Origin of the sequence: Spirillospora albida, from assembly GCF_000718255.1 — a bacterium.
GTDB classification, from domain to species: domain Bacteria; phylum Actinomycetota; class Actinomycetes; order Streptosporangiales; family Streptosporangiaceae; genus Spirillospora; species Spirillospora albida.
The window spans coordinates 318,764-330,952 of sequence record NZ_JOFJ01000002.1; the positions used below are offsets into that span (position 1 = coordinate 318,764).

Genomic DNA, 12,189 nt, shown 5'->3' on the forward strand with positions numbered 1-12,189 from the left:
TTGCTTCATGCTGGATCTGGAACGGCTGCGCGCCCTGCACTCCGTCGCGACCTACGGCTCGGTCAGCGCCGCCGCCGACGTGCTCCACGTGACCACCTCGGCGGTGTCCCAGCAGCTCGCCAAGCTGGAGCGCGAGACCGGGCAGAAGCTCCTCGAACGCAACGGCCGGGGCGTCCGGCTCACCGACGCCGCCGAGCTGCTGGTCACCCACGCCGACCGGATCCTCTCCCTCGTCGAGCAGGCCCAGGCCGACCTGGAGGCGCACCGCGGCTCCGTCGTCGGGCAGCTCACCGTCGCCACGTTCGCGACCGCGATGCGCGGCCTCATGCCGGGCGCGCTGCGCCGGCTCCGCGCCGACCATCCCGACCTGCGCGTCGTCGTCCGCGAGGAGGACCCCGCCCAGAGCATGGGCCTCGTGGCGCGCGGCGACCTGGACGTGGCCGTCGTCCAGGACTGGAACAACGACCCGATGCCCGTCCCCGAGGGCCTGTGCAGGGGCTTCGTCTGCGACGACGTCGCGGACGCGGCGCTGCCCGCCGGGCATCCCCTCGCCGGGCGGGACGCGGTCGCGCTGAAGGAGCTCGCCGGCGACCCGTGGATCGCGTCCTCGATCGGCAGCATCTGCCACGACTGGCTGCTGAAGACGCTTCGCGCCGTCGAGGCCGAGCCGAGCATCGACCACATGGCGTACGAGTTCCCGTCGCAGCTCGCGCTGGTCGCCGCCGGAGCGGGCAACGCGATCCTGCCCCGGCTCGGCCGCTGCGACGTCCCGCCCGGCGTCGCGATCGTCCCGCTGTCGGCCCCGCTGACCCGCCGCATCTTCGTCGTGTGGCGCGAGGAGGCGGCCCGCCGCCCCGCCATCCGCGCCGCGGTCACCGCCCTCCGCGCCGCCGTCCCGGCCTGATCGGCTGGGATCATGGGGGGATGATGTTCGAGCTGGTCGTCTGGTACGAGCCCGCGCCCGTCACGGTGGAGCGGGCCGCCGCGACCGATGTGGAGGCCGTGGAGCCGCATCCGGGCGTGGCCGCCTTCGCCGAGGAGCTCCGCCGCGTCCGCCCCGGTGCGGACGTGACGGCGCCGGGTTCGCGCCACGCGCGCGTCCAGGGCCGCCTCTACCGCACCCGCCTGGGCGACCTGGAGGAGATGCGGCGGGCCTTCCAGGAGTACGCGTCCGGCGACCGCCGATTCCTGGAGCGCCACTCCTGGACGGCCTGAGCCCCCGCCCGGCGGACGGGGACGCCCGGTGGCGCGGGTAATCTGACCAGGCCATGAGTGACAAGACGATCGTTCACCTGCTGCGGCACGGTGAGGTGCACAACCCCGAGGGCATCCTGTACGGGCGGCTGCCCGGCTACCGGCTCAGCGAGGACGGCGTCCTCATGGCCAAGGCCGCCGCGAAATGGTTCTCCACACGGGACGTCACCGCGCTGTTCTCCTCGCCGATGCAGCGGGCGCTGGAGACGGCCGCGCCGCTCGCGGACACGTTCGACGTGCCCGTGACGGTGGAGGATCGGCTGATCGAGGCCGGGAACCGGTTCGAGGGCCTGACGTTCGGCGTGGGCGCCGGGTCGCTGCGCCGGCCCGAGCACTGGCGGCACCTCGTCAACCCGTTCAAGCCGTCCTGGGGCGAGCCGTACGACGAGCTCGCGGCCCGGATGCGCCGCGCGGTGATCCGGGCGCGGGAGACGGCGCGCGGGCACGAGGCGGTGTGCGTCAGCCACCAGCTGCCGATCTGGATCCTGCGGCTGCACGCCGAGCGGCGCCGGCTCTGGCACCATCCGGCCCGCCGCGAATGCGGCCTCGCGAGCGTCACCAGCCTGACGTTCGAGGGCAGCCGGCTCGTCGAGGTCGCCTACGCCGAGCCCGCCGCCGGGATCGCCAAGGGTCCCAGTGTCGCGGGCGCCTGACCGGAGCGCTACGTTGTGTACTACGTCCTGTAGTAGTTGGAGGGTCCGTTGAGCCCCCGAATCACCCGTACCCGCTCGGTCCTGGCGGCCGCCGCGCTGTGCGGCCTCCTGGCGGGCTGCGCCGGGACGAACGCCGCGGGCGGCCCGGACGGCGACGGCGACCGCTTCATCGCGGGCGACGGCAACGTCACCGAGTACGGGCCGGGCGACCGCAAGTCCGTCCAGGACGTCACCGGCGAGGCCCTCGGCGGCGGGCGGATCAGGCTCGCCGACTACAGGGGCAAGGTCACCGTCGTGAACTTCTGGGCGTCCTGGTGCGCGCCCTGCCGCGGCGAGGCCCCGTCCCTGGAGCAGGTCCACCAGGACAACAAGGCGCACGGCGTCGAGTTCCTCGGCGTCAACTTCAAGGACTCCAAGGACAACGCGAAGGCGTTCGAGCGCAGCTTCAAGGTGACGTACCCGAGCCTGTTCGACGCCGACGGCCGCGTCACGCTCGCGTTCCGGGCCGTGCCGCCCAGCGCGATCCCGAGCACCCTCGTCCTGGACCGGGACGGCCGGGTCGCCGCCCGCATCATCGGCGCGACGACGTACTCCAAGCTCGGCCCGCTCGTCGCCAAGGTCCGCGCGGAAAAGTGAGCGGCCTCAGCGAGACCGTGACCAGCGGGTCGCTGCTGGCGGCGGCGCCGCTCGCGGCCCTCGCCGGGCTCGTCTCGTTCGCGTCCCCGTGCGTCCTGCCGCTCGTTCCCGGCTACCTGTCGTACGTGACGGGCATGACGGGCGCCGACCTCGCCGAGCAGAAGCGGGGCCGGCTGCTCGCCGGGGCGTCGCTGTTCGTCGCCGGCTTCACCGTCGTGTTCGTCAGCTACGGCGTGCTGTTCGGCGGGCTCGGCCGCTGGCTGCTGGAGTACCAGGACCCGATCACCCGCGTCCTCGGCGCCGTGACGATCGTGTTCGGTCTCGCGTTCATGGGCTTCATCCCCGGCCTGCAGCGCACGCTGAAGGCCGACCGGCTGCCCGCCGCCGGACTCGCGGGCGCCCCCGTCCTCGGCGTCCTGTTCGGCGTCGGCTGGACGCCCTGCATCGGCCCCACGCTCGGCGCCGTCCAGACCCTCGCCGTCACCGAGGCGAGCGCCGGACGGGGCGCGCTGCTGTCCCTGGCGTACTGTGTGGGGCTCGGGCTGCCGTTCGTCGCCGCCGCGATCGCCTACCGCCGGGCGCTCGGCGCGTTCGGAGCCGTGAAACGGCACTACCCCCTCGTCATGCGGATCGGCGGCGGCATGCTGGTCCTCCTCGGCGTCCTGCTCGTGAGCGGGCTGTGGGGCGACCTGACCATCGAGCTGAAGTCGTGGATCAGCGGCTTCGAACCGGTTATCTGATATGAGCGACATCACCGACTTCGAAACGGACGCCGACACCGGCAGCGAGGCGGTCGCCGAACGGCGGCCCCCGCCGGAGGCGCCGCGCCCGTCCGGCCTCGGGCCCCTCGGCTGGCTGCGCTGGGCGTGGCGGCAGCTCACCACCATGCGCACCGCGCTCATCCTGCTGTTCCTCGTCGCGCTCGGCTCCGTGCCCGGCTCGATCCTGCCGCAGCGCGGGCAGGCGCCCGAAAAGGTCGCCCTGTACTTCAAGGAGCACGAGGACCTCGCGCCCGTCCTCGACAGGCTCTCGCTGTTCGACGTGTTCGCCGCGCCCTGGTTCGCCGCGATCTACCTCCTCCTCTTCGTGTCCCTCGCCGGATGCGTCATCCCGCGCGCGGGCGTGCACTACCGGTCGATGCGGGCGCGCCCGCCCGCCGCGCCCCGCAACCTGTCGCGGCTGCCGCAGTCCGCGACGTTCGAGACCGACGCGTCCCCCGACGAGGTGCTCGCCACCGCGCGCGCCGTGCTCAAGGGCCGCCGCTTCCGGGTCGACGTCGCGGACGGCTCCGCCGCGTCCGAGAAGGGCTACCTCGGCGAGACCGGCAACCTGCTGTTCCACCTCGCCCTGCTCGGGCTCCTGTTCGCGCTCGGCGTCGGCAACCTGCTCGGCTACCGGGGCAACATCGTCCTGACCGAGGGCAGGTCGTTCGCGAACTCCCTCAACCAGTACGACGAGTTCACGCCCGGACGCCTGTTCGGCGCCGACGACCTCGACCCCTTCGCCATCACGCTCGACGACTTCAAGGCGACGTACGAGCTGAAGGGCGACAAGCGCGGCCAGGCCACCCACTTCAGCGCCGACGTGCGCTACCGGGCCACGCCCGGCGCCGCCGAGAAGCGCCACGACCTGCGCATCAACCATCCGCTGAAGCTCGGCGGCGCCAAGATCTACCTGCTCGGCCACGGCTACGCGCCCGTCTTCACCGTCCGGGACGCCAAGGGCGACATCGCCTACCGGGACGCGGTGCCGTTCCTGCCGATGGAGAACCGCAACCTCACGTCCGAGGGCGTCATCAAGGCCCCCGACGCGCGGCCCGACCAGCTCGCCTTCTACGGGATCCTGTGGCCCACCGCCGTCGCGTCCGAGGACGGCAAGCAGATCGTCTCCGGATTCCCCGCCCCGGTCCGTCCCGTCGTCACCATCTCCTCGTTCAAGGGCGACATCGGCCTCGACTCGGGCACCCCCCAGTCGGTCTACAAGCTGGAGGGCATCGGCAAGACCCTCCAGCCCGTCAAGGGCGGCTCCAAGCTGCTCGAACCCGGCGAGACCCTCACGCTGCCCGACGGCGCCGGATCGATCACCTTCGAGGGCCTCAAGGAGTGGACGAGCCTGTCCGTCAACGACGACCCCGGGCGCATCCCCGCGCTCATCGCGGCGATCCTCGCCGTCGCCGGCGTCGCCACGTCCTTCATGGTGCGGCGCCGCAGGGTGTGGGTCCGTGCGGGCGCCGGAGAGGCCGGGCGTACCGTAGTGGAGGTCGGCGGTCTCACGCTCGGCAACCCGACCACGGAGTTCGACGACATCGTGACCGCGCTCCGGGACGAGCACCCCGCAACGCAGAACAAGGAGTGACGAGCGTGGGCAACGCCGACCTCGCGAACCTGAGCGACAAGCTCATGCTGACGACGGTGGTCCTCTACATCGTCGCCCTGTACGCCTACGCGGCCGACCTCGGCTTCGGCCGCCGCAGGGCCGCCGTCCAGGAGCGGTCGAAGGTCCTCGCCGGCGCCGGCGGCCCCGACGTCGAGGAGGCCGCCGAGGACCACGAGCCCTCCGCCGACGCGCCGCGCCGCGTCGACTGGGCGCGCCTGGCCGTCCTGGTGAGCGTCCTCGGCTGGGCCGCGCACCTCGGCGTCATCGTGACCCGCGGCCTGGCGGCGGACCGCTGGCCGTGGGGCAACATGTACGAGTTCCTCACGGCGATCGCGTTCGCCGCCGTCACCGCCTTCGTCATCGTGATGTGGCGCTTCGGCGCGCGCTTCCTGGGCGCGTTCGTCATGCTCGCCGCCGTCATCGCGCTCGGCGTCGCCAACATCTGGCTGTACGACTCCGTCGGCCCCGTCACGGCGGCCCTGAACTCGTACTGGATCGCCCTCCACGTCACCGCCGCGATCGTCGCGACCGGCGCGTTCACCGTCTCCGGCGTCGCGACGATCCTCTACCTCGTGAAGATCCGCACCGAGGCGAGGGCCGCCGCGGGCGGGGGCGCCCTGGCGCACCTGCCGTCCGCGCAGGCCCTCGACACCCTCGCGATGCGCGTCACCACGTTCGCGTTCCCGATCTGGACGGCCGCCATCATCATGGGCGCCGTCTGGGCCGACGAGGCGTGGGGCCGCTACTGGGGCTGGGACCCCAAGGAGATCTGGTCCTTCATCACCTGGGTGATCTACGCGGCGTACCTGCACGCCCGCGCCACGGCGGGCTGGAAGGGCCGGAAGGCCGCGATCCTCTGCCTGATCGCCTTCGCCGCCCTCCTCTTCAACTTCTTCGGCGTCAACTACATCTTCCAGGGCATGCACTCGTACGCCTGAGGCGGCTCGACGGAAGGCCCCCCGCATCGCGCGGGGGGCCTCGCCGTGCGCGGGGCCTCGTCGTGCGGGTGGCCGGAATCGAGTGATGCTTGGCTCTCCAGGCCATGGGGCACGCCCGGCGTGATCCTTAGCCTGGCGCCGTGACCAAGTTCCTCCTCGCCGTCCACGTGCTCGTGGCGATCATCGCGATCGGCCCGGTGACCGTGGCGGCCAGCATGTTCCCCCCGGCGGCGCGCGGCGCTCAGGAGCCTGGCGGCGACGTCGGCACCGTCCGGCTCCTGCACCGCATCTGCCGCGTCTACGCGCTGATCGGCATCGCGGTGCCCGTCTTCGGCTTCGCGACCGCGAGCAGCCTCGGCGTCCTGACGGACACGTGGCTGATCGTCTCGATCCTCCTGACGGCCGCCGCGGCCGCCGTACTCGCCTTCCGCGTCCTGCCCGGCCAGTACACCGTCCTCACCCGCCTGGAGGCGGCCGAGGCCGTGGACCGCTCGGCCACGGCACGGCTCGCGATGGCGGCCGGCGCCTTCAACGTCCTCTGGGCCGTGGTGACCGTCCTCATGATCGTCCGTCCGGGCTCGACGACCGGTGCCTGACCAGCGCGTGCCCCGGGCTCTGACCGTCGGGTGACTTGCGGGGATGACGGCGTGTCGGGTTGAGGTTTACCCTGCCTCCGGGGGCCCGGCGTTCGGGGGGTCCGTCGACTGAGGAGCCTGATGCGGTTCAAGGGCGTCCACCGCAAGACCCGGGAGTCCCGGAAGGTCCGGGGCGGCGAGTACGCGTCGTCGCCGCCCGAGGCCGTGCGGCCGCGCGGCGGTCAGCCGCGCGACCGGTTCGGGCGGTTCCGCAAGGCCGGACGGGACGACGCGTTCGCCCTGGTGGACGGCGTCGCCGCCCTCGAAGGGGTGCCCCGGCCGCGCAGGGCGCCGGACTATTCCTGGCGGGACTTCGAACTCGACGACGGGCCGCCGCGGGTGGAGCCCTATCCGCCGGGAACGCCGCACGCCGCCGACGGGCGGCGCAATTGCGGGGTCCTCGAGGACATCCTCTACCGGCAGTGGGACGCGCGGCAGGGGCCGCCGACACCCGAGGTGATCCGCGCGGTCGACAGCCTCGCGGGGCTGCCGGAGCCCTTGAAGGAGAAGCTCGCCGGCGGGCTGGACGGCATCTACGTCGGGCCCGGCGGGGTTCCCCACCTCGACGACATGGGCCATCTGCGCGGCCGTCCGCTGCCCAGTGGACGGGCCACCTGGGACATCTGCGCCGGAGCCTATGGCGACCGGAAGATCGTCGTCGGGGACCGCCCGTCGCCCACCCCGGACGTGATGCTGCACGAGGTGGGCCACGCGCTCGACGACATCGACGGCGGGGACGGGCAGTGGACGTCCGACAGCGCGGCCTTCCGGGAACTGTACGAGCAGTGCCTGCCGTATCTGTCGAGCGACTTCCACAAACAGCCCGAAGCGCTCGGGCGGCGGGAGTTCTTCGCCGACGCGTTCGCCGCGATCTCGTCCCGGCAGCGGCCCGCGCTCGTGGATATGCTCGCGGGCAACATCCGGGCGGCCCTGGAGGTCATGCTGTTCTTCAACCGCAGATACGGGATCTGACGAGGGTGGTTCGACGATGTACGTGATCCGGCTCCCCGACGGCACCCTGCGGGTGCCCCACAGCGTCCTCACCGAGTCCGGCGAGGACGAGGGGCGGCTCATCGCGGACGCGTATGTCGAGGTCGCCCCCGGCGATCCCGACTATGACCGGCTCCTCGGCCAGTCGCTGACCGAGGAGGAGATGGCGGAGAGGCGGCGTCGCTGGCGGGACGAGGACGCGGATCTGCTCCGTCGCTTCGAGGAGTGGAAGGACCAGGACCGGCCGTAGCGGTCAGCGGGCCGGTTCCGCCATCGGCTCCTCGCCGCGCAGCAGCGCGTGGACCTCGGACTCGCGGAAGCGGCGGTGGCCCCCCGGAGTGCGGATGCTGCTGATCCGGCCCGCCGCGGCCCAGCGGGTCACCGTCTTCGGGTCGACCCGGAAGAGGGCGGCGACCTCTCCTGGTGTGAGCAGGCGCTCGCTCGTGCTCTCCACGTTCTCTCTCCCCCTTTGTCCCGCTCTGGATGCGGGTGGACTGGTTTACAGTGTGGCGGGTCAAGACCGATTTCTCCCTTGTTTTCGGAAAAGATCACGGTCCGTAATTGTGTGACCTGCTCGTATGACGGCATGTGAACAGGGCATTGGACGCACATGTCACCCTGATCACGATGGACGCGTCGTGTACCGCCCGGTACGCAGCGTTCACATGCTCGTTAACAGCGGCGCCCGGCCAACCAATAGTCTGCGAAACATGCCCGATCTCGTTGGCCTGCCGGAAGTGGAACGTGCCGCCGAGCGGCTCGCGGGTGTCGCGGTGCGGACGCCCCTCGTGCCGTTCCCCGGGGACGGCGGGCTGCTCGTGAAGCCCGAGTCGCTCCAGCCGGTCGGCGCGTTCAAGCTGCGCGGCGCGTACAACGCCATCTCCCGGCTGGGCCGGCGCGAGCGCGAGCGCGGCGTCGTGACGCACTCCAGCGGCAACCACGCGCAGGCCGTCGCGTGGACGGCGCGCGCGCTCGGGATCCCGGCGGTGCTCGTCATGCCGCACACCACGCCCGCTGTGAAGGTGGACGCCTGCATCGCGCTCGGTGCCGAGATCGTCTACGTGGACCCGGTGGCCCGGCTGGAGACGGCCGAACGGCTCGCCGCCGCGCACGGGCTGGCGCTGATCCCGCCGTTCGACGACCCCGATGTGATCGCGGGGCAGGGCACGGTCGGCTTGGAGATCGTCCGGGACCGGCCGGACGCGGACGTGGTGCTGGTCCCGGTGTCGGGCGGCGGGCTGATCGCCGGCGTCGCGGCGGCGGTGAAGGCGCTGCGCCCGGAGGCGAAGGTCATCGGTGTGGAGCCGGAGCTCGCCGCGGACGCCCGGGAGTCGCTGCGGCTCGGGCACCCGGTGACGTGGCCGGCCGAGGAGACCGGCAGGACCATCGCGGACGCGCTGCGCGTCCAGCGGGTCGGCGACCTCCCCTTCGCGCACATGCGGGCGCACGTGGACGGCATCGTCACGGTCACCGAGGATGAGATCAGGCTGGCGATGCGCCGGCTCGCCCGGGACGCGCGGCTGATCGCGGAGCCGGGTGGCGCGACGGCCACGGCCGCCTATCTCTTCCGTAAGAAGGAACTCCCTCCTGGACGGACGTACGTGGCCGTCCTGTCGGGCGGGAACGTCGACCCGGCCCTCTTCCAGGAGGTCCTCCGCTGAGGCCGCTGCAGCGCCGCGCGGAGGGGCCGGTACGCTCGGAGGGCCATGAGTTCCGTTCTCTTCTACACCCTCGCCCGGCTCGGCATCCTCGCCGCGACCGCCGGCGTGCTGGCGCTGTTCGGCGCCCGCGGGTACCTGCTGCTGCTGCTGTCCCTGCTGATCAGCGGCGTGGTGAGCTTCGTCCTGCTGTCGGGGCAGCGGGACCGGATGTCCGCGGCGGTCGCCGGCGGCATCGGCGAGCGGCGCCGCCGCTTCCAGGAGGCGCGCACCAAGGAAGACGCCTGACGCGAGGCGCCTGACCGCCGCCGCCCCGGTGCCCCGTGCCGCGCCGGGTTGCTCCTATGGTGGGTGCCATGACCCGCGCCTCTCTCGACAAGAAGCCCGCCGACGTCGCGGCGATGTTCGACGGCACCGCCGAGCGGTACGACCTGCTGAACACGCTGATGACCGGCGGCCAGGACCGGCGGTGGCGGCGGGAGGTGGTCCGGGCGGTGCACGCGCGGCCCGGGGAGCGGATCCTCGACCTCGCGGCCGGCACCGGGACGTCCTCCGTGCCCTTCGCCGAAGCCGGCGCCGACACCGTGGCCTGCGACTTCTCCCTCGGCATGCTGCGCGTCGGGGTGCGCCGGCAGGCGGGCGTCCACCGGTTGAGCTTCGTCGCCGGCGACGCGCTGCGGCTGCCCTTCGCGGACGCCTCGTTCGACGCCGTCACCATCTCCTTCGGGCTCCGCAACGTCGCCGACACCGTGCGGGCGCTGAGCGAGCTGCGGCGCGTCGCGAAGCCGGGCGGCCGGCTGCTGGTCTGCGAGGTGAGCCACCCCCGCAACCCCGTCCTCGCGCTCGGCCACAAGGCGCATCTGAAGTACGGCCTGCCGCTGCTGGCGCGGGTCAGCTCGAATCCCGACTCCTACCGGTACCTCGCCGAGTCGACGCTCGCGTGGCCCGACCAGGCGGGGCTGTCCCGGCTGATCCAGGAGGCGGGCTGGACGAAGGTGCGCTGGCGCGATCTCACGTTCGGGGTCGCGGCGATGCATCACGCGGTCAATCCGGGGTAATCCGGACGCCTGGTCGCCTACGGACCGCTCCAACCCAGGGCGGGGGAGGTGTACCCACGGGCCGCGATATAGGAATAGACTCCCCACCGGCGGCTTGTGAAGCACTTCACAAGCTCACGAGCGAACGAGGAACACCGTGACCGACTCCACCCGACACGCCGATGTCATCGTCGTCGGGGCCGGCCCCGCAGGGTCGTCGACCGCCTACTGGCTCGCCCAGGCAGGTCTCGATGTGCTGCTGCTGGAGAAGGCGACGTTCCCCCGCGACAAGATCTGCGGCGACGGGCTCACCCCCCGCGCCGTCCGCGCCCTCATCTCCATGGGCGTCGACGTCAACGACCCCGGCTGGGGACGCAATAAGGGCCTGCGCATCTACGGCGGCGGCGTGAAGATCGAGCTGCCCTGGCCCGAGCTGGCGTCCTTCCCCGACTTCGGTCTCGTCCGCAAGCGGACGGACCTCGACCAGCTGCTCGCCGAGCACGCCGCGAAGGCCGGCGCGCAGCTGCTGCAGGGCTGCAACGTGACCGGCCCGATCCTGGACGAGCGGACCGACCGCATCATCGGCGTCACCGCCCGGTACGAGGGCGAGGAGGTCGAGTTCCGCGCGCCGCTCGTCGTCGCGGCCGACGGCAACTCCACCCGGCTGTCCCTGGCCATGGGCGTGCGGCGGCGCGAGGACCGGCCGATGGGCGTCGCCGTCCGCCGCTACTACGAGAGCCCCCGCCACGACGACGACTACATGGAGGCGTGGCTCGAGCTCTGGGACGGCGAGCGCCTCCTGCCCGGCTACGGCTGGGTGTTCGGCGTCGGGGACGGCACGTCCAACGTCGGGCTCGGCCTCCTCAACACCAGCAAGTCGTTCCAGAACGTCGACTACCGCGGCATGCTGAAGCGCTGGACGGCGCAGATGCCGCCGGAATGGCGGTTCGACGAGGAGCACGCGGCCGGCAAGGTCGGCGGCGCGGCGCTCCCGATGGGATTCAACCGGCAGCCGCACTACGCGCGCGGGCTGCTGCTCGTCGGCGACGCCGGCGGGATGATCAACCCGTTCAACGGCGAGGGCATCGACTACGCGTTGGAGTCGGGCCGGCTGGCCGCCGACATCATGGTGCAGGCGCTCGGCCGCCGCACCCCCGCGCAGCGCGAGCGGACACTGTACGAGTACCCCCGGATCCTCAAGGACGAGCACGGCGGCTACTTCACGCTGGCCCGCGTGTTCGTCCAGGCCATCGGCGACCCGCGGGTGATGAAGTTCCTCACCTCGCACGGCCTGCCCCACCCGACGTTGATGCGCTTCACCCTGAAGCTCCTCGCGAACCTCACCGACCCCAAGGGCGGCGACGCGATGGACCGCATCATCAACGCGATGCAGAAGGTGGCTCCGTCAGCATGAGCTGGGTACGGCGCGCCTCATGAATTCAGAGGTGGGGGGCCATGAAACGACCCCCTGAGGGGAGTGCTATTGGTCACCTTGGCTAGGGTGGTCACCTGTGTCCGTGGCGCATGTCACGTGAGTGGCACAGGTGAAGCCACCGTGGCGCGTCCTCCGGGTGGCGCGCCGAGCGCGGCCCCCGGCCACGGAGGGCCCGCCCCGTACAACGTCGTACGTACCGAGGAGGGGCTGTAGAGGCATGGATCTCTATGTTCCGATCATCGTTCTCGGCGTGCTGGCCTTCGCCTTCGCCGCCGGATCGGTGGCGATGGCCGCGGTCACCGGGCCGAAACGGTGGAACAGGGCCAAGCTCGAGGCCTACGAGTGCGGTATCGAGCCGACGCCGCAGCCGGTGGGCGGCGGGCGTTTCCCCATCAAGTACTACCTGACGGCGATGCTCTTCATCGTCTTCGACATCGAGATCATCTTCCTTTATCCCTGGGCGGTCGCCTTCGACCGGCTGGGGATTTTCGGTCTTGTGGAGATGGTCCTTTTCATCCTCACCGTGCTGGTGGCGTACGCCTACATCTGGCGGCGCGGTGGTCTGGAGTGGGACTGA

16 protein-coding genes are annotated in these 12,189 nt (G+C 71.9%); 15 read left to right on the plus strand and 1 reads right to left on the minus strand.

Annotation, left to right across the window (positions count from 1 at the left end):
* The first annotated feature begins 7 nt into the window (after positions 1 to 7).
* The 10 genes from IE99_RS0104060 (at position 8) to IE99_RS0104105 (ending at position 7,732) form a co-directional block, all read left to right on the plus strand.
* Positions 8 to 904 (plus strand): LysR family transcriptional regulator, encoded by an 897-nt coding sequence (locus IE99_RS0104060; RefSeq protein ID WP_030163795.1) that lies wholly within the window; start codon positions 8 to 10, stop codon positions 902 to 904.
* A 20-nt stretch (positions 905 to 924) separates the two neighbouring features.
* On the plus strand, positions 925 to 1,215 hold the full coding sequence (locus tag IE99_RS0104065) for a hypothetical protein (protein WP_030163797.1): 291 nt from the start codon (positions 925 to 927) through the stop codon (positions 1,213 to 1,215).
* A gap of 53 nt (positions 1,216 to 1,268) precedes the next feature.
* Complete coding sequence (locus IE99_RS0104070; protein WP_030163799.1) at positions 1,269 to 1,907, plus strand: histidine phosphatase family protein; 639 nt, start codon at positions 1,269 to 1,271, stop codon at positions 1,905 to 1,907.
* 48 nt (positions 1,908 to 1,955) lie between these two features.
* Entirely contained in the window at positions 1,956 to 2,543 is a 588-nt protein-coding gene (locus tag IE99_RS0104075) for a TlpA family protein disulfide reductase (RefSeq protein WP_051711939.1), read from the plus strand.
* The gene (locus IE99_RS0104080; protein ID WP_030163803.1) at positions 2,540 to 3,283 is read left to right on the plus strand and encodes a cytochrome c biogenesis CcdA family protein; all 744 of its coding nucleotides are present in this window, start codon (positions 2,540 to 2,542) and stop codon (positions 3,281 to 3,283) included. Before IE99_RS0104075 ends, IE99_RS0104080 begins: the two co-directional genes overlap by 4 nt.
* A gap of 1 nt (position 3,284) precedes the next feature.
* Complete coding sequence (resB, locus tag IE99_RS0104085; protein ID WP_245623048.1) at positions 3,285 to 4,898, plus strand: cytochrome c biogenesis protein ResB; 1,614 nt, start codon at positions 3,285 to 3,287, stop codon at positions 4,896 to 4,898.
* Positions 4,899 to 4,903: 5 nt separating this feature from the next.
* Positions 4,904 to 5,857, plus strand: coding sequence for a c-type cytochrome biogenesis protein CcsB (gene ccsB, locus IE99_RS0104090; RefSeq protein WP_030163807.1), 954 nt, complete (start codon positions 4,904 to 4,906; stop codon positions 5,855 to 5,857).
* A 140-nt stretch (positions 5,858 to 5,997) separates the two neighbouring features.
* Positions 5,998 to 6,453 carry a membrane protein gene (locus tag IE99_RS0104095; RefSeq protein ID WP_030163808.1) on the plus strand — a complete coding sequence of 152 codons (456 nt, stop codon included), beginning with the start codon at positions 5,998 to 6,000 and terminating at the stop codon, positions 6,451 to 6,453.
* A gap of 120 nt (positions 6,454 to 6,573) precedes the next feature.
* Entirely contained in the window at positions 6,574 to 7,464 is an 891-nt protein-coding gene (locus IE99_RS0104100; RefSeq protein ID WP_030163810.1) for a hypothetical protein, read from the plus strand.
* A 16-nt stretch (positions 7,465 to 7,480) separates the two neighbouring features.
* Positions 7,481 to 7,732 carry a hypothetical protein gene (locus IE99_RS0104105; protein WP_030163812.1) on the plus strand — a complete coding sequence of 84 codons (252 nt, stop codon included), beginning with the start codon at positions 7,481 to 7,483 and terminating at the stop codon, positions 7,730 to 7,732.
* Between the two features lie 3 nt (positions 7,733 to 7,735).
* Here the strand turns inward: IE99_RS0104105 and IE99_RS0104110 are convergent, their stop codons facing one another.
* Positions 7,736 to 7,936, minus strand: coding sequence for a BldC family transcriptional regulator (locus IE99_RS0104110; RefSeq protein WP_030163814.1), 201 nt, complete (start codon positions 7,934 to 7,936; stop codon positions 7,736 to 7,738).
* A gap of 256 nt (positions 7,937 to 8,192) precedes the next feature.
* On the opposite strand from IE99_RS0104110, the gene IE99_RS0104115 reads away from it, so the two are divergent.
* The 5 genes from IE99_RS0104115 to IE99_RS0104135 all read left to right on the plus strand — a co-directional run bounded on the left by IE99_RS0104115 (position 8,193) and on the right by IE99_RS0104135 (position 12,189).
* Positions 8,193 to 9,143 carry a threonine ammonia-lyase gene (locus IE99_RS0104115; protein ID WP_030163816.1) on the plus strand — a complete coding sequence of 317 codons (951 nt, stop codon included), beginning with the start codon at positions 8,193 to 8,195 and terminating at the stop codon, positions 9,141 to 9,143.
* 45 nt (positions 9,144 to 9,188) lie between these two features.
* Positions 9,189 to 9,428 carry a DUF4229 domain-containing protein gene (locus IE99_RS0104120; protein WP_030163818.1) on the plus strand — a complete coding sequence of 80 codons (240 nt, stop codon included), beginning with the start codon at positions 9,189 to 9,191 and terminating at the stop codon, positions 9,426 to 9,428.
* A gap of 68 nt (positions 9,429 to 9,496) precedes the next feature.
* On the plus strand, positions 9,497 to 10,198 hold the full coding sequence (locus tag IE99_RS0104125; protein ID WP_030163820.1) for a demethylmenaquinone methyltransferase: 702 nt from the start codon (positions 9,497 to 9,499) through the stop codon (positions 10,196 to 10,198).
* Positions 10,199 to 10,334: 136 nt separating this feature from the next.
* A complete protein-coding gene (locus IE99_RS0104130) occupies positions 10,335 to 11,591 on the plus strand; it encodes a geranylgeranyl reductase family protein (RefSeq protein ID WP_030163822.1) in 1,257 nt (418 codons plus the stop codon).
* 238 nt (positions 11,592 to 11,829) lie between these two features.
* Positions 11,830 to 12,189: an NADH-quinone oxidoreductase subunit A gene (locus IE99_RS0104135; RefSeq protein ID WP_030163824.1), complete on the plus strand. Its 360-nt coding sequence runs from the start codon at positions 11,830 to 11,832 to the stop codon at positions 12,187 to 12,189.

Bases quoted from the DNA above. Each gene is read 5' to 3' on its own strand.
- IE99_RS0104060 (WP_030163795.1), top strand. From the start codon at position 8: ATGCTGGATCTGGAACGGCTGCGCGCCCTGCACTCCGTCGCGACCTAC.
- IE99_RS0104065 (WP_030163797.1), top strand. From the start codon at position 925: ATGATGTTCGAGCTGGTCGTCTGGTACGAGCCCGCGCCCGTCACGGTG.
- IE99_RS0104070 (WP_030163799.1), top strand. From the start codon at position 1,269: ATGAGTGACAAGACGATCGTTCACCTGCTGCGGCACGGTGAGGTGCAC.
- resB (WP_245623048.1), top strand. From the start codon at position 3,285: ATGAGCGACATCACCGACTTCGAAACGGACGCCGACACCGGCAGCGAG.
- IE99_RS0104100 (WP_030163810.1), top strand. From the start codon at position 6,574: ATGCGGTTCAAGGGCGTCCACCGCAAGACCCGGGAGTCCCGGAAGGTC.
- IE99_RS0104105 (WP_030163812.1), top strand. From the start codon at position 7,481: ATGTACGTGATCCGGCTCCCCGACGGCACCCTGCGGGTGCCCCACAGC.
- IE99_RS0104115 (WP_030163816.1), top strand. From the start codon at position 8,193: ATGCCCGATCTCGTTGGCCTGCCGGAAGTGGAACGTGCCGCCGAGCGG.
- IE99_RS0104120 (WP_030163818.1), top strand. From the start codon at position 9,189: ATGAGTTCCGTTCTCTTCTACACCCTCGCCCGGCTCGGCATCCTCGCC.
- IE99_RS0104125 (WP_030163820.1), top strand. From the start codon at position 9,497: ATGACCCGCGCCTCTCTCGACAAGAAGCCCGCCGACGTCGCGGCGATG.
- IE99_RS0104135 (WP_030163824.1), top strand. From the start codon at position 11,830: ATGGATCTCTATGTTCCGATCATCGTTCTCGGCGTGCTGGCCTTCGCC.